The organism is Stenoxybacter acetivorans DSM 19021, from assembly GCF_000745895.1.
Taxonomy (GTDB): Bacteria; Pseudomonadota; Gammaproteobacteria; order Burkholderiales; family Neisseriaceae; genus Stenoxybacter; species Stenoxybacter acetivorans.
The window spans coordinates 1-19,882 of record NZ_JQKE01000051.1 but is presented as its reverse complement, the minus strand read 5'-3'; the positions used below and the strand labels follow the sequence as shown (position 1 = coordinate 19,882).

Annotated in this window: 19 protein-coding genes; 14 read left to right on the top strand and 5 right to left on the bottom strand. The window is 44.4% G+C overall.

Annotated elements, in window-relative coordinates:
• A partial coding sequence (locus Q384_RS14520) for a calcium-binding protein (RefSeq protein WP_156956506.1) occupies window positions 1-128 on the top strand: 128 nt, incomplete at its 5' end.
• Window positions 129-484: 356 nt separating this feature from the next.
• On the opposite strand, the gene Q384_RS08050 is transcribed toward Q384_RS14520, so the two are convergent.
• Window positions 485-1,870: a GTPase/DUF3482 domain-containing protein gene (locus Q384_RS08050; RefSeq protein WP_425423481.1), complete on the bottom strand. Its 1,386-nt coding sequence runs from the start codon at window positions 1,868-1,870 to the stop codon at window positions 485-487.
• Between the two features lie 190 nt (window positions 1,871-2,060).
• Here Q384_RS08050 and Q384_RS13330 point away from each other — a divergent pair, with 190 nt between their 5' ends.
• The 8 genes from Q384_RS13330 (at window position 2,061) to Q384_RS08015 (ending at window position 9,213) form a co-directional block, all read left to right on the top strand.
• On the top strand, window positions 2,061-2,228 hold the full coding sequence (locus Q384_RS13330) for a hypothetical protein (RefSeq protein WP_156956505.1): 168 nt from the start codon (window positions 2,061-2,063) through the stop codon (window positions 2,226-2,228).
• 518 nt (window positions 2,229-2,746) lie between these two features.
• Window positions 2,747-3,070: a thioredoxin family protein gene (locus Q384_RS08045; protein WP_037587086.1), complete on the top strand. Its 324-nt coding sequence runs from the start codon at window positions 2,747-2,749 to the stop codon at window positions 3,068-3,070.
• Between the two features lie 560 nt (window positions 3,071-3,630).
• Window positions 3,631-5,700 carry a glycine--tRNA ligase subunit beta gene (gene glyS / locus Q384_RS08040; RefSeq protein ID WP_037587085.1) on the top strand — a complete coding sequence of 690 codons (2,070 nt, stop codon included), beginning with the start codon at window positions 3,631-3,633 and terminating at the stop codon, window positions 5,698-5,700.
• A gap of 51 nt (window positions 5,701-5,751) precedes the next feature.
• The gene (gene obgE / locus Q384_RS08035; protein WP_037587084.1) at window positions 5,752-6,894 is read left to right on the top strand and encodes a GTPase ObgE; all 1,143 of its coding nucleotides are present in this window, start codon (window positions 5,752-5,754) and stop codon (window positions 6,892-6,894) included.
• Between the two features lie 15 nt (window positions 6,895-6,909).
• Window positions 6,910-7,413, top strand: coding sequence for a peptide deformylase (gene def, locus Q384_RS08030; protein WP_037587083.1), 504 nt, complete (start codon window positions 6,910-6,912; stop codon window positions 7,411-7,413).
• Window positions 7,414-7,571: 158 nt separating this feature from the next.
• Complete coding sequence (locus Q384_RS08025) at window positions 7,572-7,868, top strand: hypothetical protein (RefSeq protein WP_051940744.1); 297 nt, start codon at window positions 7,572-7,574, stop codon at window positions 7,866-7,868.
• Between the two features lie 101 nt (window positions 7,869-7,969).
• Entirely contained in the window at window positions 7,970-8,464 is a 495-nt protein-coding gene (locus Q384_RS08020; RefSeq protein WP_037587082.1) for a PAS domain-containing protein, read from the top strand.
• On the top strand, window positions 8,461-9,213 hold the full coding sequence (locus Q384_RS08015) for a PhnD/SsuA/transferrin family substrate-binding protein (RefSeq protein ID WP_037587081.1): 753 nt from the start codon (window positions 8,461-8,463) through the stop codon (window positions 9,211-9,213). The genes Q384_RS08020 and Q384_RS08015 overlap by 4 nt, the downstream gene beginning before the upstream one ends.
• Window positions 9,214-9,429: 216 nt before the next feature.
• Here Q384_RS08015 and hpnC read toward each other — a convergent pair whose 3' ends face one another.
• From hpnC to mobC, 4 genes are all read right to left on the bottom strand, one after another.
• Window positions 9,430-10,245, bottom strand: a complete 816-nt coding sequence (gene hpnC, locus Q384_RS08010) for a squalene synthase HpnC (RefSeq protein WP_037587080.1) — start codon at window positions 10,243-10,245, stop codon at window positions 9,430-9,432.
• Window positions 10,246-10,368: 123 nt separating this feature from the next.
• A complete protein-coding gene (glyA, locus tag Q384_RS08005; RefSeq protein WP_037587079.1) occupies window positions 10,369-11,619 on the bottom strand; it encodes a serine hydroxymethyltransferase in 1,251 nt (416 codons plus the stop codon).
• 235 nt (window positions 11,620-11,854) lie between these two features.
• Window positions 11,855-12,328, bottom strand: coding sequence for a hypothetical protein (locus tag Q384_RS08000; RefSeq protein ID WP_037587078.1), 474 nt, complete (start codon window positions 12,326-12,328; stop codon window positions 11,855-11,857).
• 274 nt (window positions 12,329-12,602) lie between these two features.
• Window positions 12,603-13,184: a plasmid mobilization relaxosome protein MobC gene (mobC, locus tag Q384_RS07995; RefSeq protein WP_084224439.1), complete on the bottom strand. Its 582-nt coding sequence runs from the start codon at window positions 13,182-13,184 to the stop codon at window positions 12,603-12,605.
• Between the two features lie 470 nt (window positions 13,185-13,654).
• On the opposite strand from mobC, the gene Q384_RS07990 reads away from it, so the two are divergent.
• From Q384_RS07990 to Q384_RS07970, 5 genes are all read left to right on the top strand, one after another.
• On the top strand, window positions 13,655-14,866 hold the full coding sequence (locus Q384_RS07990) for a tyrosine-type recombinase/integrase (RefSeq protein ID WP_037587077.1): 1,212 nt from the start codon (window positions 13,655-13,657) through the stop codon (window positions 14,864-14,866).
• A gap of 3 nt (window positions 14,867-14,869) precedes the next feature.
• On the top strand, window positions 14,870-15,574 hold the full coding sequence (locus Q384_RS07985; RefSeq protein WP_037587076.1) for a hypothetical protein: 705 nt from the start codon (window positions 14,870-14,872) through the stop codon (window positions 15,572-15,574).
• Between the two features lie 103 nt (window positions 15,575-15,677).
• On the top strand, window positions 15,678-15,896 hold the full coding sequence (locus tag Q384_RS07980) for a helix-turn-helix transcriptional regulator (protein ID WP_037587075.1): 219 nt from the start codon (window positions 15,678-15,680) through the stop codon (window positions 15,894-15,896).
• Window positions 15,897-15,953: 57 nt separating this feature from the next.
• Entirely contained in the window at window positions 15,954-16,586 is a 633-nt protein-coding gene (locus tag Q384_RS07975) for a hypothetical protein (RefSeq protein WP_037587074.1), read from the top strand.
• Window positions 16,583-18,271, top strand: coding sequence for a DUF927 domain-containing protein (locus tag Q384_RS07970; RefSeq protein WP_051940740.1), 1,689 nt, complete (start codon window positions 16,583-16,585; stop codon window positions 18,269-18,271). The genes Q384_RS07975 and Q384_RS07970 overlap by 4 nt, the downstream gene beginning before the upstream one ends.
• Window positions 18,272-19,882 lie beyond the last annotated feature (1,611 nt).

The following is a 19,882-nucleotide window of genomic DNA, read 5'->3' as shown; positions in this document are numbered from 1 at the left end:
AAACCGGTGATAAATTAACGGTGCAGAATTCATTCAGCAATCCAAATTACCAAATCGAAACGTGGCAGTTTGCCGATAAAACGCTGGAAATGCAGCAGCTGCTGGCAAATGCGCATTGGGTGGCGTAGGTGCGGATAATCCAATAAGCCCCAATAAGCATCTATCAATAAAAGGCTGCCTGAAAGTTTCAGGCAGCCTTTTTGTTCAGCCAAACTGCTTTCTTTTTCACTACGCGGTAATCCGAAACAATCAAGCCCTGTGCGGTAAAAACGGAGATGAAAAAGAGTAGGTTATGGCTTTTCTCTCTGAAAAAATAGTAGTACAGATATATTTTTATTTTGATGAAAAGTGTAAACAACGCGGATAATTCTTACAAATTACATTTAGCAAATAACCCACCTTTTCAGGCAGCCTGAAAACAGATTTGCGCCATTGCTTGCTGCGCTTTATCAATATCAATGCGTCATTTTTTAATGAACCATTTTCAAGTTTCTTGCAATATCAAATCTTGAGCCAAGCGGTTTGCTGCTTCACGGCGCGCATTGCGGCTGGCTTCTTCGTTGCCTGTATTCAATGACGACCATTTGGTTTGGCTGCGGGCTTTTTGCAGCTCCGGCGGCAGCTTATTGCTTGTCCACGGCAGATGCGAAGGGCGGGTGTTTGCGTTGCCGATGCCGATGCGGTGCTGTGCGGCATGTCCGCGGGATTGCAAAGCGGCGAGTAAATCCATGCTGCGCGCCGCTAAAAATGTGATGGCAGCGGGGTCGATGTGCAAAACTTGGCGGCCGGTAAGCGTATTGCTGATGCTGTGTATATTCGGCAATACTCCGCCGAGAATGCCGCCGATGGCAGTGCCTAAGCCTAGCGATGTTCCCAATGCCGCCGCATCAATACCCAAGCCGATTAATGCGCCGGCGGCAGCACCTGAGGTGGTGCGAATGCCGTATTCTTTCCACAATTCGGGGTCGAACGGGTCTTGACTGAAAGGTTTCAGTGCCCAATCTGTTTGTGCCACTGTTTCTTGATAAAAGCGGTATTGCTGCAATAACTGCTGCTGCATTTGCCGCTCCAATTGACGCACCGCATCGCGCATGTGCAGCAAAGTGGGTTCGGGCGGGTCGTCATTGCTGATTTCCTGCTGATATGCCGCCGCGTCCAGCAGAAAATGGGCAATGAGCCGCCGTGCTTCGCCGTCCAGCACTTGCCAATCGCGCTGCCGTACATTCATCAACAGCTCAGGTATGGTGCGTTCGGGCAGCATGGTGGCTAAATTGGCCCATAAGCGCATCTCGCTGTCGAAATCAAATGCCACGGTGTCAAAGCCGCTGCTGACGTGTAAAGAACGCCGTGCCAGCATGGTTTGCCACGCTTGGGTGTCGCCTTGGCTTAAGAAATTGAAGACTGGCATAATCGGTTTGGCGCACCACGACAATACGGTTAACTCATCTTTGTATTTGGGCAGTATCGGTTCACGCGCGTCAATCACATATAAGGCGGCATCACTTTGTAATAATTGCCGCAATACTTTGGCTTCCTGTTCAAATGTTTGCTTGGCCGCAACACTCGCCAAAAAGGCTTCTATGCGCTCAATGCCGTCCAGCCGCGGAGCACTTTGGGTTTCCAGCCAATCCAATACGCCGCCGGCATCTTCCAAGCCCGGTGTGTCGTAAAGTGTGATGAGCGGTGTGCTGCCGTCGTGAATGGTTGCCGCTTCTACATGACGGGTGGTTGCTGCTTGGTTTTTGACTTCACCAAAGCCTTCATCGCGCAGCAAAGTGCGTAATAAAGAGGTTTTCCCTGTGTTGGTGTGTCCGACGACTGCCAGCGATAAAGGGTTCATCGGGTGCGTTTTCCGTGTTGAGTGTTTCATTTGGCGAGTGTTTGCTTAAGGTGCTGAATACTGCTGTAAACGTTCAACCGTATTCAGGCTGCCTGAATATATTGTCCTTATATTAGAGGAAGCAAGCAAAAAGCAGACATTTATTTTTAACCAATTATTTTTAAAACCTGCATCGCCGCACCTTAATCTCGGAGACTGAACATTCTGAGAGAATTCAGCCATGAACAAAAAAACCATTTCTCCTGAAATTAAAGAACGCACAGTGCGTTTATATCAAGAGCAGCAACACCACATCAGACGCAGCAGGCTGCTGTGGCCAAACGGCTGTTTTTTGCACATGGATAAGGCTTTTCATTTTGGTTCTTACTGTAATAGATTGATTGTTTAGGATTTTTTCGTGATAAAAAAGAAAACAGTTTGGCTGTAAATACCGAAAAGATGATATTGGGTATGACTATTTCCGAAATAAAAAATAAGCCTGTTACAACATGGGGAAACATTTTTAGAAAAGTTTATTTGATTTAAGTCAATTTAAATCAAATTTAAAGTATCGTCTCAGGGAAATAATTACCGAATAATTTTGGCTTGCGTATAATTAAATTATAGACAATAATAACTATTGTAACAATAACAAACCATTCAGGTTTTGTCGTGCCAATGATAAAGCAGGAATGTTGCTTCATTTGTGTGCGGCAGTCGGTGATGTTGATAGTGAGCGGACGGTTGTTGCTTTTTCGGGCAGTCAATGGTCAATACGCTGATAGAGTTATGGGAAATGCTTGGTTATTTTTCTTATAATTTAATTGGTTAGAACCATACGCTCTATTTAGAATCACCTTTTGTTTCAAGATTGTAAAAAATAATGGCAAATTTAAGTGCCAAGCAAACCAGTGGAAAGTAAAAAATATGGCAGAAATTATTCATGGAACAGACGCATCCTTTGAACAAGATGTTGTCAAGTCAGCTGTACCCGTGCTGGTGAAATTTTGGTCGCCGTCGTGTGATATGTGCAAAGCGATGATGAAATCTGTAGATGACTTGGCAGAAGAATACAGCGACAAAATTAAAGTGGTTAAAATCAATGTAGTGGAGAATCGTGAAAAAGCGACCAGTCTTGGCTTACGCGGTATTCCCACGCTGATGATATGGAAAAACGGTGAGAGTGTTGCTTTAAATGTTGGCATGATGATGCGCGGCAGATTGCAGCAGTTTATTGATTCGGCGATATAAAACAGTTGTACTGCTTAATTATGAATTCGCACCTGATAAATTCGGCGCAGGCTTTGCGATAGCCGATGTATGTTTTTTGGTGTTAAATTTTCCACTTTAATCAACTTATTGAAGCGGCGGTGTTGTACTGCCGCTTTTTTCGTTTTTATGCCGCCTGAACCATAAAAAGCCGATAATAAAATGAGGTCAGCGGTTTAATCAAAAACGTAATCGGCAGAAAACCGGCAAGGCAGACGGATAATCCGCTGCATTCTGGTTTTACGCGCCATTCCGCTATAGAATACACACTTTTTCAAGAAGAATACCGTTGTGCTGATTTGAGTACGCTTTAAAACCGCGTGAAAATTTTCAAACAGCAAAAAACCTTAGTTACACACAAAAATATCGGGGAAAGTCGGTTGATTTTTATCAGTAAATCCGATTTTTCACTGAACAATGACAGGTACGCTGAAAATCGGTATTAACGTGCGGCGAAAACGCGCCATACTGTAACCGTTTTCAGGCAGCCCATTGTGTTCCATTATGAATATAACTGAAATAATCAAAAACCAGAGATACCTATGAGCACCCAACCCCTTCTCATCGAACTTCGCACCGAAGAACTCCCGCCCAAAGCCCTGAAACGCTTGGGTAACAGCCTTGCCGATGCTGTGGCGGAAGGTTTAGCCAAAGAGCAATTGATAGACGGTACACCGAATTACCAAGCCTTTGCTTCGCCGCGCCGTTTGGCGGTATTGGTGCAAAACGTCAGAGCGGTGCAGGCGGATAGGCAGATAATTAAAAAAGGACCAAGCGTGGCGGCGGGCATGAAAGACGGTGTGCCGACCAAAGCATTGGCGGGTTTTGCCCGTGCCAACAACATTGATATTGGCTGCCTGAAACAGATTAATGACGGCAATCAAATGGTGTTTGCCCATGAATACGCCCAAGCAGGGCAGCCTTTAAGTGCCTTATTGAGCGAAATTCTGGCACAGGCGGTCAAAAAACTGCCGATACCCAAAGTGATGCGCTGGGGCAGCAGCACGCATACTTTTGTGCGTCCGGTTCACGGCTTGGTGATGATGCACGGGAAATCGGTGGTGGCAGGCAGTGTTTTGGGTTTGGAAAGCCAAAATCAAACACTGGGGCATCGTTTTTTGAGCAGCGGCGCGATTGTATTTGAACACGCCGAAGATTATGCCAAAAATCTGCGCGAGCAAGGTAAAGTCATTGCCGATTTTGAAGAGCGGCGCTGTGTGATTGAAGCCGATTTGCAATGGCAGGCACAGCAGCTTCATGCTCGGGTTGCCGCTGATGACGCGTTGCTGGATGAAGTTTGCGCTTTGGTGGAATGGCCGGCGGTATTGCAAGCTGGATTTGAAGCCCGCTTTCTGCAAGTGCCGCAAGAATGCTTGATTTTAACCATGCAGCAAAACCAAAAATATTTTCCGTTGCTGGACGAAGCGGGCAAACTGATGAATCGCTTTTTGCTGGTGTCTAATTTGCAAAGCGATGATCCCGCACCCATTATTCACGGCAATGAGCGTGTGCTGCGTGCGCGGTTGTCTGATGCTGAATTTTTCTTTAAACAAGATCAAAAACAAACGCTGGAAAGCCGCTTGCCGCGATTGGCACAAGTGGTGTACCACAACCAGCTGGGCAATCAAGCCGAGCGTGCCGAACGCATTCGCACCTTGGCACAAACCATTGCCCAAAGCATGAATATCGATTTGGCAAAAACAGATCGTGCCGTGCGTTTGGCAAAAGCCGATTTGCTCACCGAAATGGTGGGCGAATTTCCCGAACTGCAAGGCACAATGGGCAAATACTACGCCTTGCACGACGGCGAAGACGCAGAAGTGGCACAAGCGATTGAAGAACATTATCAGCCGCGTTTTGCCGGCGATGCTTTACCGCAAACCGCCATCGGCACAGCACTTGCCTTGGCAGACAAGCTGGAAACTTTGGTCGGTATTTGGGGCATTGGCTTGGTTCCCACCGGCGACAAAGACCCTTACGCGTTGCGCCGTTCGGCTTTGGGTGTGCTGCGTATGCTGATGACCCATCGTTTAGACGCACAACCCTTATTGCAAGCCGCCGCCGATACTTTCCCTCAGGGCAAATTGGCAGCAAACACCGTTGCTGAAGTGAGTGAATTTATGCGTGCCCGCTTGGCGGTGCTGCTGCAAACCGACTACGCCCACGATGAAGTGGCGGCAGTATTGGCGCATTGGCCGCAAAATTTAGGCGATATTCAAGCCAAACTGCAAGCCGTAGCGGCGTTTAAGCAATTGCCCGAAGCCGAGGCATTGGCTGCCGCCAATAAACGCGTACACAATTTATTGAAAAAAGCAGACACCGCAACGTTGCCGGCAGTGTCTGCCGATTTGCTGACACAGCCTGCCGAACAAAATTTATATGCAGCTACCCAAGCCGTGTCTGTGAAAATTGCCGCTGCTTTGGCGCAGCACGATTTTCAGGCAGCCTTAACCGTCTTGGCGGATATTCGCCCCAAAGTTGATGCTTTTTTTGAAGACATAATGGTGATGGGCAAAGACGAAACTTTAAAAAACAATCGTTTGGCATTGCTGAACGAGTTGTCGCGGCAAATGAATGCAGTGGCAGATATTGCGCAGTTGCAGGCTGCCTGAAAAAATACATTAAAAATACCCATTAAAAATACCTAATCCAACGGACAACCCATGAAGTTTATTGATGAAGCCAAAATCGAAGTGGCAGCAGGACGCGGCGGCAACGGTGCGGTGAGTTTTCGCCGTGAAAAATTTGTGCCGCGCGGCGGTCCCGACGGCGGCGACGGCGGACGCGGCGGCAGTGTTTACGCGGTGGCTGATGAAAACATCAATACCTTGGTGGAATACCGTTTTGTGAAACGCTATCAAGCCAAAAATGGCGAAAAAGGTCATGGTGCCGACCGCTACGGCAAAGGTGCGGACGACATTGAAATACACATGCCCGTCGGCACGTTAATCCGCGATGCAGATACCGATGAAATCGTTGCTGATTTGACTCGGCACGGGCAGCGAGTGTGTGTGGCACGCGGCGGCAAAGGCGGTTTGGGTAATTTGCATTTTAAATCGTCGGTAAACCGCGCCCCGAAACAAGCCACGCCCGGCGAAGAAGGGGAGAGCCGCAGTTTACTGCTGGAGTTGAAAGTGTTGGCAGACGTGGGTTTGCTGGGTATGCCCAATGCAGGGAAGTCCACGCTGATTAGTGCCGTTTCCGCAGCCCGCCCGAAAGTGGCTGATTACCCGTTTACAACGCTGCACCCCAATTTAGGCGTGGTGCGGCTTGATGAAAATCACAGCTTTGTGATGGCGGATATTCCGGGTTTGATTGAGGGCGCGGCAGAGGGCGCGGGTTTGGGGCATCGTTTTTTGAAACATTTATCGCGCACGGGTTTGTTGTTGCATGTGGTGGATTTAGCCCCATTTGATGAAAACGTGAATCCCGCCGCAGAAGCCTTGTCAATTGTGAATGAATTGCATCGCTTCGATGATGAGCTGGCGGAAAAACCGCGTTGGCTGGTGTTAAATAAACTAGACATGCTGCCTGAAAATGAACACGAGCGTAAAATAACCCAATTTCTGGCGGAAATCGGTTGGGATTACCCGCAGCCCGATGATCGCTTTACCTTTGATTTGGAAACGCCGCGCGTGTTTTGCATCAGTGCGCTGGCGCATCAAGGCACACAAGAATTGGTGCAAACCATTCAACGCTATCTTGATGCAAAACGTGCACAAATGCCGCCGCAAGTAACCGAGGAAATGGCGGTTGAGACGGCAAGTGCCGTCAATCACACATCAAATATTTTAAAGCCCGAATAAATAAAAGAGAGAATTATGGCTCTGTTGAATATTCTGCAGTATCCTGATGAACGTTTACATATTGCCGCCAAACCTGTGGCGGCTGTGGACGAACGCATTCAAACTTTGGTGCGCGACATGGCGGAAACCATGTACGCTTCCCGCGGCATTGGTCTGGCAGCCACTCAAGTGAACGTGCATGAGCGTGTAGTAGTGATGGATTTATCCGAAGCACGTGATGAATTGCGGGTATTTATCAATCCGGTGATTACCCGCAGGGAAGGTGAAACCACTTTTGAAGAAGGTTGTTTGTCGGTGCCGGGCATCTACGACACAGTAACCCGTGCTGAAAAAATCACAGCAGAAGCCCTGGACGAGAACGGAAAAGCATTCACATTAGAAGCAGATGGTTTGCTGGCAATTTGCATTCAACACGAATTAGACCATTTAGCAGGTAAAGTTTTTGTAGAATATTTGTCACCGCTCAAGCAAACCCGTATTAAGAACAAGCTTAAAAAGCGTACGCGTGAAACACTGTAGTATCAAATTTCAGACGGTTTTATGCGGGTTGTCAAGTGAATGTTTGACTGTATGCCATTGACCAAGGACAATGCCGATATCTTAGAGAATAAAATTTAGTTTCGGTATTAAAACCAATCAACAAAAGTTTAGTTTAATTGAGAAAGTGCAAATCAGCCATGAACATAAAAATGCGTGTCAGCAGTGTTGTTCTGCTTGCTTTGTTGGTATTGGGTCTGGGTGCGGTAACGCAAACATGGGCAAAAGACATTGAAGTATCAGCCAATAACACCCCTTATGCCAAAGAAGATGTGCAAAAATTGGCTGCCACTGCTGTGAAGATGGGTGTAAAAGAACCTTTGGCATTAAAATTGCAAGGAGGAAACCTGTCGGTTTCTGGCAGCAGCTCTATTGTGTGTAACATCAAAGTTGGTCAGGGAGACGTGCCGAAAATCAGCGGCATCAGTTGCCGATAAGTAATTGCAAAAAATAATTGGAAATTTTAGCGAGCTGTTTGTAATATTATTTTAACGAGTTGTTTGTAATATTGATAACTTGAGTTTACAAGGTGAATTTTATGCTTTTACCGCAAATGCCCAAACCGGAAGTTCCTCATGAACAATATGAGCAAACCTACTATGAGGGTTTCACACAAACGATTTATACCATTGATGAAGAAAAGCAATTTCCCGATGGTCGTTTAATTGTATCCACCACTGATACTAAAGGTGTGATTACGCATGCCAACGATGCGTTTGTGATTATGAGCGGCTGGTCGCGTGAAGAACTCATGGGTTCTTTACACAGTATTTTGCGCCACCCTGATATGCCGCGTGCTGCTTTCAAAGATTTGTGGGATACCATTTCAACCGGCACAAAATGGCACGGTTATGTAAAAAACCTGCGTAAAAACGGTGGTTTTTATTGGGTGTATGCCACAGTGGTTCCCAATGTTCGCAATGGCGAAATTAAGAGTTATACCTCGGTGCGCCGGAAACCATCGCGTACTAAAATCAACGAATTAAGCGCAGTCTATAAAGACATGCTGGCAGCTGAAAGGGCTGGTTCATGACAACGATTAACTTCTTGATAGCTCCTGATTTTCCGCCGGAATATTTTGCGGGCTGGCACTTTTTAAACACCCGTTTGCAGCGAATCACCGAAAAAAGCATTCATTTGCAAATGCCGGCAGGCAGCACGGAAGAGCGGCAATTGATTGATTCGGGCGGTGTGGATTTGATTTATGCCAACCCGTTTGATGCCAGCAGATTGATTCGTGAGCTGAATTATTTGCCGTTGGTTCGTCCGATCAGCCACCCCAATGAAATGGTGATTACAGCTTCAGCCGCTCAACCCTACCGCACTTTGGAAGACTTAAAACCGGGTATGCGGGTATTGCTCACCGAAAACTTTGATGTGAAGCTCATTGGCTTGCGTTTGCTTGAGTCAGTTGATTTGAATGAAGAAAATCTCCAATGGACTCAGCTGGATACTTTCCAGTCTGTGGCAAATCAATTGATTAAAGGGCAGGCTGAAATAGGGTTTTTCTTGGCATCTGCCTATCATGACCTTACTCAATTTACCCGCGATCAAATGACTGTTTTGATGGAAAGTAAGATTAACGACTTATCCCACGTGCTGTTGCTTCACCCCAAACACCAAGCGCAGCAACAAGAAATAGCAGCGGCATTTTTACAAGTCAGCTCTGATGCCGCCGGTAAACGAATTTTGGAAGATCTTGGTTTGCCCAACGGCTTTGAGATTTTGCAGCAAGAAGATGCCGAATTTATGATTGATTTGATGGAAACATTATTGGATTGATGCGGTGGAAAGTTTTAATGAACAAAAACGGATAGCGGTTTAGTCCGTTTTTGCTCATTAATGGTTTGGCAAATAAAGAAATATAGCCATACTATTATTTTTTCAAAAAAGAAAACCATGACTTGGTTCAGCAGATTTCAGACAATTAACCGTGGTTTTTCCAGCCAGTCATTTTGAAAAATTTGGTAGTTCAGCTATACGATTGATTTCTTGTTCTTATTTTTGTAAAACGGCACGCTTAATCATCACGCCCCAGTCTTTCCAACCCAATGTCGGTCGCTGCCGAAAAACATCGTATTTCACTTGATCTAAGTGAAACAAAATACGCTGTGCGCCCAATACAATCAAGCGCAGCTCAAAGCCCATGCGTCCGCCTAAGGCTTTGCCCAGAGGCGAGCCGCCAACCAGCATATTGTGCGCACGGGTGCATTGTTTGAGCATCAGGCGTTGGAATGCCGCATCAACACGGCCTTCTGCAAGTTGATTTTCGGTTACGCCGAAAGCCGCCATTTCATCTTGCGGCAGATAGATTCTGTCTTTTTGCCAATCAATTGCCACGTCCTGATAAAAATTCACCAGCTGCAAGGCGGTGCAAATACCGTCGCTTTGCGCCAAACTCACACTGTCGGTTTTGCCGAATAAGTGCAGCATCAGCCGCCCAACCGGGTTGGCACTGCGGCGGCAATAGTCCGCTACATCACCGAAGTGCTGATAACGTTTTACGGTAATATCTTGGGAAAATGCCGACAATAAATCGTAAAACGGTTGCAAAGGCAGATTAAAAGGCTGTATGGCTGCCTGAAAAAGGTGTTGTACCAAGGGCGTGGCTGCTGTTTTGCCGGCTGCCAATAAATCCAATTCCTGCTTTAAGGCGTTTAAGCCTGCCAAGCGTTGTTCAGGAGTCATTTCGCCCTCGTCGGCAATATCATCGGCGGTGCGGGCAAAGGCATAAATGGCGTGAACGGGACGGCGTAAACGGCGCGGCAGCACCAAAGAGCCCACCGGAAAATTTTCGTAATGACCAACACCCATAACACATTCCTTTTGGTGTGATTACTGTTGAACGACTGAATGCTTTGCAAATAACACAGGCTGCCTGAATATCTTCTTCAGGCAGCCTGTGTGCGATTTTAATCTTTCACATGCTGTTTTGAATTACGCGCCATAAACCGGCAGCCGTGCGCACAATGCCTGCACTTTGGCAGACACAGCGGCAATCACTGCTTCATCATTGGGTGCATCCAATACATCGGCAATTAAGTTACCCAATTCACGGGTGTCGTTTTCGGTGAAACCGCGCGTGGTGATGGCAGCTGTGCCCAAACGAATACCTGAAGTAACAAATGGTTTTTCAGGGTCGTTGGGAATGGCGTTTTTATTCACGGTAATGTGTGCTTGTCCCAACACAGCTTCCGCTTCTTTGCCCGTGATTTTTTTCGGCTGTAAATCCACCAAAAACACATGGCTTTCTGTACGGCCGGACACAATACGCAAACCGCGCTCAATCAAGGTTTCAGCCAAGATGCGGGCATTGGCTTTGACTTGTTTGGCATAGTTTTTGAATTCAGGCTGTAAGGCTTCTTTGAATGCCACGGCCTTAGCGGCAATAACGTGCATTAAAGGACCGCCTTGTAAGCTGGGGAAAATGGCAGAGTTCAGTGCTTTGGCGTGTTCTTCGGTGCGGCAGATAATCACGCCGCCGCGCGGACCGCGCAGGGTTTTGTGGGTGGTGGTGGTAACAAAATCGGCATACGGCACAGGGCTGGGGTATTCGCCGCCGGCAACCAAACCCGCGTAATGTGCCATATCAACAAACAGATATGCGCCGACTTTGTCGGCAATCTCGCGAAAACGCGCCCAATCAATTTCTAAAGCATAAGCAGATGCACCCGCCACAATCATTTTGGGTTTGTGTTCCAATGCCAAGCGTTCCACTTCAGCATAGTCCAATACTTCGTTTTCGTCTAAGCCATAAGTAATGGCGTTGTACAATTTGCCCGAAATATTGACACTCGCGCCGTGGGTTAAATGACCGCCATGTGCCAACGACATGCCCAAAATGGTGTCGCCCGGTTTTAAAACGCTGGTGTACACCGCTTGATTGGCTTGTGAACCGGAATGCGGCTGTACATTTGCATATTCGGCATTAAATAATTGTTTCAGGCGATCAATTGCCAATTGTTCAGCAATATCCACGTATTCGCAGCCGCCGTAATAACGTTTGCCCGGATAGCCTTCGGCATATTTATTGGTTAATTGGCTGCCTTGCGCTTCCATAACCGCGCAGCTGACATAGTTTTCAGAAGCAATCAGTTCAACATGGTCTTGCTGACGCTGTACTTCAGCGGCAATGGCGGCTGCCAATTCGGAGTCGAATTTTTCAATGGTGATGCTTTTAGAGAACATGAAATGAATCCCTTTTGTGATGTGTGTCGGCAGTGAAAACCCGCACAATGGGGTTTGTCAAGATAATTTCAGCGCGGTAATTATAACCGAAGCGCATGGCAAAAAGCACTTATTCGCGCTACAATCGTCCGTCTTGGCGGCAGGTCCCTGTAGTTCAATGGATAGAACGGATTCCTCCTAAGAATCAAATCTGGGTTCTCTGTTGGTCACCATACGAGGTACTAGAGAAATATTTTTATTTTGATGAAAAGTGTAAACAACGCGGATAATTCTTACATATAACCAAATCTATGTTTAATTGGGTGTTCTGCTTTTCCATCGCCTCTAATGTTTTACTTAACGACTGTTGAAACTGTTGCTGAATTTTTAAGTTATCAACTAAAACTTGCTGCACAACTTCAGTAAGGCGATTATCTAAATCCAAATCGTCCGTGAACGATTCGCTGTACTGTTCCAGTATCGGCAACAGTGCAGACACATCAATTTTGCTGATTTCCCCTGAAACTTCTGCACTCTTCGCTATCGACTCATCAGCTGGATTGTTTTGCTTCTTGATGAAATTATTCAACGCCTGTTGCGATACCTTCACTGCTTTTTCATTCATCAACCAAGCAACAATCTCCTGTTCTGATTTTCCCTCTGAACGCATGGCAAGGATTTCATCAGCATGGGGTTGTAAGCGTGATTGTCGAACGGGTGGCATACTCATTTGGGATTCCTTTCTGAAAATAAATACAAGTTTAAAAAAATTATTTAAAATCAATGATTAAAAGTTTACAACTTTATTCACAAATTACCCCAAAATTGTAAAAATTTCCATTAAAAATCAATCTATTCAACAAAATTTTTATAGAACGGAACGAAAACACAATACCAAAATACAATGCAGGATAGGCAAAGTATGCGGTGATGACCCCATACTTGTGGTTTTGTTGCCACAAAAACGCCGCCCGAAGGCGGCTATAAAAACACATGGCTAAAATTCAATACCAAGACGGGCAACTTCTGGTAGAAGTCGCGTTCATCATTTTGCTGACTTTTTCACCGTGTTCATCAATGATTTTCTCCAATTGACGAATTTCGGCAACAGTGATGTTGGCAGATTCAAACGAATTCAATTGGCGGGCAATTTGATTAAGATTAATGCCGATACGCAAAAGCTGGTAATTGGATTGATACAGGGCGTTTGTTTCAGATTTAGATAATATCGGGTATTGCGTGATAAATCGCCGAACCAGTAAACGAATGGTTTGATTTACCGACATTTCATACATATCGGCGCATTTTTTCATGTATTGATAATCCGAATTCGTCAGTCCGATAATCACTCGCTTCGGATTTTTGCCGTTTTGGTATTCGTCTTTGGTATCTTGTGGTGGCAAGGGCTGATTGAGTTGCTCCAATAACAGAAACCGCGCCAATGCTGAAACACTGGCTTCCCCCAATTTTTCTTGTGCAATCGCCGTTAAACGTTGTTTTTGTTCCGTCGAAATGCCGTAAACTTTAAGAGTGTTCATCATCAAGTCTTTGTATTCAAAATAAATACATCGTAGCATAATTTTCATTTGACACGGCCAAGCAAACTACACCCGTTATGCGGGTTCTGCCGTTTCAGGCTGTGCCAGGCAAGGGCGTGGTACTCATCGAAGAAGCCATCAGCCGCTTAATTGCCTTGTTGGAAGGCTTAAGATATGTTGGTTAAATTGTTGGTTTATTAAAAATCATGTTTCAATTTTATTTATTAAAATTAAATTGATATATATTAAATATGATTCCCGGTGGGGACGCCAAAGCGTCAAAAATTAACAGACTACCTGCGTTTATAAACCTTTCCTAATCACTACAAAAAATCTTTAATTTCATTCTCTTGCTTTTTAAAAGCTGTCTTTTTTGCTATCCTAAAAAACCTGAAATTTTCTGGCTATAAACAGAATTTTGTAGGTCTTTTTTCTTAAAAGAACCTACAATCTACGTAAAAAGACCTACAAAAAATTCATTTAATCTTAAAAAAGACCTACAAAAGGAATATAAATAAATGAAATTAAAGGATTTAATTATTAAATCCGAGATTAAGCAAGCCAAGCAAAGTGGTGGACAAATAAAAAAATTATTTGACGGCAATGGTTTGTTTCTGCTCATCAGCCCCGTTGGCGGTGCTTCATGGAAATATGCCTATCGTTTTAATGGCAAATCAAAAACGCTAACGTTGGGTAAGTATCCCTTAATTCCCCTTATTCAAGCGCGGCAAAAGCATTTTGAGGCGCGGCAGATGTTGGCAAACGGCATTGATCCTGCGGCTGCGAAACAAGAAGCCAAAGTCCAAATTAAGCAGGCAGCCTGCAATACGTTTGAACACATTGCTCGCGAATGGCACGAGGTGGAATTACCGCGCTGGCAAGCCAGTCATGCCGAAAAAGTATTGAAATCATTGGAAGAAGATACTTTTCCATATATCGGCGATATGCCCATTACCAAAATTACCCCTGAAATCATCATCGAAACTGTGAAAAGGGTTCAAGAACGGGGAGCATACGATACCGCTTCACGGGTGTTTCAGCGTATTGACAGGGTGCTGGAATATGCTGTTGTGATTAAAAAGCTGATAAGCAGTAATGCTGCTTATGGTGTTCGTCGATACATTGCCACCCCGGCAACCGTTCATTTACCCGCTATACCGCAAAAGGATTTACCCGAGTTTTTCAGGCGGTTACACCATGAGCCAACCCGCCCTGAAACCAAAATTGCCTTGCTGTTATTAATTTTGACCTTTACCCGTGTTGGCAGTTTACGTGCCGCTGAGTGGGCGGAATTTGACTTTCCCGCCCAAGAATGGCGAATACCCAAAGACAAGATGAAAGGGCGCAGAGTTGAACACATTGTTCCCTTGTCTGATTGGGCATTGGAGCTATTGACGGAGCTGCAAACCATCAGCGGCAAGGGGCGGTATCTTTTTCCAGGGCGTAACAGCACCAATCAACCAATGAGTGCTAACGCCTTGCTGAACCTAATGCACAAATTAGGCTACAAAGACATTGCCACCCCGCACGGTTTTCGATCACTGGCAACCGATGTTCTGAATGAGCATGACTTTAATTCGATTTGGATTGAACGGCAAATGGCGCATTTGAATAAAGACAAGGTTCAAGATGCTTATTTGCATAGTGATTTTTTACCGCATCGCCGCCGCATGATGCAATGGTATTCAGATTGGATTCGTGAACGTTATCAACAGGGATTGGAGGGTTAAGTAATGGGCGACAAAAAAGACATTATTCAATTCAAAAACAAAATACAGTACAAAGACAAAGATGAGTTAATAGAAATTATTCAAGGAATTAAAGATTTCCATGAAAGGCAAAGGGTGCGTGGTTTTAATGTTTCTTCCGCAGAGATTGCAAGAGTTTTCCAACAAGAAATTATTAATGTTAAAACAACGACTTATTTTCTTGTGGTAAGACTGGGATTTTGGTACTGGCGTTATTTTCAACGAGGAACATGGTACAAATTGAATCTTATCAAATTGGTATTAGATAACTTGATTGCAAATGTGTCCTATGAGGAATTGAGTTATCAAAAAACTTACTGGTTGAAAGATTGGTACATCGAAGAAACCAAACGCATTGAAGAAAAATATTATTCGCAGTCTGACGCTATTATTAACAGGCTGCCTGAAAAGACACAAGAAACCAAAACGAACAATACTGACGAAGAAAAAGAGTTTTCCAATTTGCTGCATTTCTTAGCTATATTGAAAGCCAATGAGTCGGAACGGTATCGCAACGGCAAAGATATTAACCACAGCCAGATTGCCGAGTATTGGGCAGAGGAAGCGAAAAAGATGAAGAAGAAAATACCAAATTTTGATAACTATGGCTTGTCAGCAGAGAGTATCAGAAAAAAACTACAGACAGCAAAAAACAATTCAAGGAATAAAGATGTAGAAATATCCTTTTGATTTTAAAAAAATTACCAATTACCTTTGGTGATTTTCCCACATTACTAAACGCTTTTGTTAGCCTTTTTGCACTTTTATTCACTACTGCATGAAAGGGCTAATCATGGCTACTGAAGAATTTATTCGCATTACCGAAGTCAAAAAATTAATCGGTTTAAAAAGCAGCTCGGCAATTTGGTTTAAGTTGAATCCGAATTATCCGAATCGCTATGACCCAACATTTCCCCGCCCCATTAAGGTTGGGCGTGCCTCTTGTTGGGCAAAATCCGAAATTGAAACATGGCAGCAAGCCATGTTGGCGGCACGTCCTCAACCCAAATAACATCAAACCGCTCATGTGTAATCGGCACATGAGCGGCTTTTTTTTGGAGTAACAACAATGCCTAATCATTGTAATGCGCCCGGAACAGGCAGCGCAAGGATTGACTTTTGCCATAAAAGTCGCCACCATAGCCGCACTTGTTTCAATCAACAAGTCAGCTTTGACAGGCTGAATCGAGAGGGCGAATCAGCCGCCGAATTACCCGTATCGGGCGGTGTTTTTGTATTCGCAATCAACGCCATTATTGCGCCTTTCTTTGGCGGGCAATGGCAGGGAGGCTTTACGCCTGCTGGTTTCACCTTTCACCAGTCTGTCAACCCTGCTATTTGTCCGCCGCCCCTCACGTTTGACAGCGTGAGCGCGGTATTTAACCGAAGGAAAGGTGCTATTATGCAAAATTCATCTAAAAATCATTCCCAATCAAACATTTCTGCCGATATTCGCCCGCTGGATTTAGACAATCCTGCGCACCCTGCGAATTTGATTTCTTGTATCTTTGAAATTAAGGCAATTATTGAGCTTTTGGGCGACCATCAAGAGTTAAAAGTCATCGCCAATGGCGAAGATTGTCAATCACATACTATTGATTTCTCATACCTCCTGATAAAAAAGCTGTTGGATAAAATTGTTGAACATCTGACAGAACTGGATGAGCTCAATTTAAGTATTCGCTCTGAGGTGTTCCAATGAGCCAAGCCAGCCAAAATAACGCTGTAGAACGCTACCGCGTGAATGAAGAGGGTATTTTTTATTTGGAAGAACGCTTGTGTTCACCGTTTCAACTGATTGGCAGAGGAACGGATGACAGCGGGCAGCATTACCGCGTCATCACTTACACCGAACACATCAGCGGCAAAAAGCAAACCCTGCCCATTGCCAATGCCGACATCGGCAGTATTGCGCTATGGGCTCGTTTACAGGGTGCGGGGATTGACATCGCCGCCAATCGCAAGAAGCGCGAACGCTTGGCAGATTATCTGCAAACGGGCGGTAAAAAGCATTTTTGGCGCGTTTGTAACCGTGCAGGCTGGGTGGATAAGGGTAAAGCCTATATTTTGCCAAACGGTGAAATCTTGCAAGCCGATAACAGCAATGTACAGGTGATATACAACGGCGGTAATCGCAATTATGCCGCTTATCAGGCTTCAGGCTGCCTACACGATTGGCAAAACCATATTGCGCATTATGCCCAAGACAACAGCCGTTTATGCCTTGCTTTGGGTGTGGCTTTTGCCGCGCCTTTAATGCGATTGTTGGATATTGAGGGCGGCGGCTTTCACCTGTTTGGCGACAGTTCAGACGGTAAAACCACTACAGGCAAAGTAGCGTTATCGGTATGGGGCAAGCCCGAAGAGCTCAAATTGTCATGGGAAGGCACGGGACACGGTTTTGCCAATGCCGCCAATGCCTGCAATGACGGTTTGATGTTACTGGACGAAATCGGGCAAGCCAGCCCGCGGGTGGTATCGCACACCGCTTACAGTGTTATCAACGGCAAAGGCAAGGTACAAGGCGCAAAAGAAGGCGGAAATCGCGAAATTAACCATTGGCGGGTTATGGTACTGTCAACAGGTGAGAAAACGCTGGAGGGCTATCTACGCGCCAATAACGGCGACTGGCAGGCAGGGCAAGCCAACCGTTTACCGTCTGTTCCCGCAAATGCGGGTAAGGGTTACGGTGTGTATGACGTGTTGCACGGCTTTGCTGATGGTGCTTTATTATCTGAACACCTGAACCATGTCAGCGGGCAGTATTACGGCACGGCAGGCAGGGCGTTTATTGCCGCCTTAGCCGCCGATAACAATGCCTTGGATAAAGTGCATGAGCATATGCGTACCTTTCGCGAAGCCCTGCCTGTGTTGAGCGGGCAAGCGCGGCGGGTTGCCGAGCGTTTCGCTTTGGTATCCGCTGCCCTGCATTTGACGCAGGACTACGGTATTCTGAATTTTTCAGGCAGCCTGCCTGTACGTAAATGCTTTGATGATTGGTTCAGCCGCGAGGGTGCAGGTAAATACGAAGACCGCCGCATACTGGAGCAAGCTAACGACTTCATGCAATTGAACGGTAACCGTTTTATGGAAATTTGCCGTTTGGAAAGCCACGGCGCGCACATGCCCAATTTGGCAGGCTATAAAGAACCCGCACTTGAAGATTGCGATAAAACCGCGTATCTCATTATTCCCGCCGTATTTCGTGATGAAATCGCTAAGGGTTTTGATTTAAATAAAGTTTGTGAGGTGCTGCATCAAGCTAATTGGTTGCGTCAATCTGAATACGGACGCTGGCAAATACAAAAACGCATCAACAACGAACGGCAGCGCTTTTATTTGCTGATAGGTTCATTTTGTGATCCTGAAAGCGAAGACGCGGAATAGTCAATAATCAAACAACCTCGTTAAGGGCGAAATGTGTGCTTTAACGAGGTTTTTTCATGAAGAAAAATATTATAAGTTGCCGGAACGGGTTGAGCGGAGCGTAAACGTATCGGTTGCCTGAAATCCCTTCCTGAAGAAAAAACGTTCAAATTGCCGAAACGCTTCTTATTTTGTGAAAATTTGTTAAACAAAAAATCCTAAATTTGCGGTATTTTTGCCTCAAAATTTCCCTATTTTCTGAAAAAACGTATTCGCTTTTATCCAATTTTTTCTCCTTTCTGTAGTGCTTTTTTAGCAAAAATAATGATTACTAACGCGAGTATTATTTAAATTTAATAGTAAATATAAATGAATTTATTTAATTAAATTTATATATATTATATGTAACGCGCATGCGCGCGCAGGGACAGCACTTCATTTTTTGGTGGTGACAGTGGGTACAGCGGGTACATTTATGTTTTTTAAGTTTATTTTTATAAAAATTTTAGAAAATAAGTGGGTACAAGGTGGTGACGGCTGGGTACATTATTGTTTTTAAATAAAAAATTAATATATTTCTTTAAGCTGTCACCACTACTGTTTTTAAAAAAATTAAATAAAATCAATATAATAATTAAAATTTCTGCTTTTCTGTACCCAGCTGTCACCACCTTGTACCCACAGTAAAAATTTTTTTATTTTTTAAAAACAATAATGTACCCGTGTCACCACTGTCACCACCACTTTCTGCGCCCTACTGAGTGTGCGATGGCACTGTACAAAAACAAAAGAAAGTTAATTTTCTTAAATTTACAATTAAGTAAATCAATTTCCGTTTCGGCAAGTTGAACGTTTTTTCTTCAGGAATGGATTTTAAGCAACCGATACATTCACGCTGTCCGAAAACGTGCATAAAGGGCTAAATTTCGGGTTTTATCCTCTGTTTAATGGTTAAGCTGTTTAACCTTTGTTTTTGCAATTTAGATGGCTTGTTGGTGATTTAAACGCTATTGCTGATTGACTTGCTCACCTTGTCAGAAGTTTTTTAGAAGGTTTTCGGCAATTTGAATATTTTTTCTTCACATAAAGAAAAACAAGCCTGTACTCAAATCGTACAGGCTTGAATTTTGATGAACTATTCTGCAACAGAAATTGAGATTTTACGTACTATAGCGAACTATACGTAATTATTCATGAACTATAGCGAACTATTCGCAATTATTCGCGATTATTCGTGAGCTATAGCGAGCTATTTATTGAACTATGGAAAACTATTCAAAATGTATTGAATATCTATAATGAACTATTCAACTCATATAAAAAACTATAGCAACTAGGATAATCATAATAATCAGGCAACCCATTGAAAAACCAAGTATAGTATTGAACAACCGATTGATTTCTACTTCTAAACGATAATGATTATTAGAGAGCTCTTTTCGTGTATCTAAGTTAAACTGTTTTATATTTTCAACCTCATCTCCCAAGTGTCTTCTAATTGCTATAACCTGTAAGAATTCCTAGCGTTGTTTACAGTATTTATAGGAAAATACTGTAATGAATATTCATAAAAGAACCCGTTTACTGCCCTATCAGCGTCAAGAAATTTGGCGGCTTTATACAGAAGAAAAT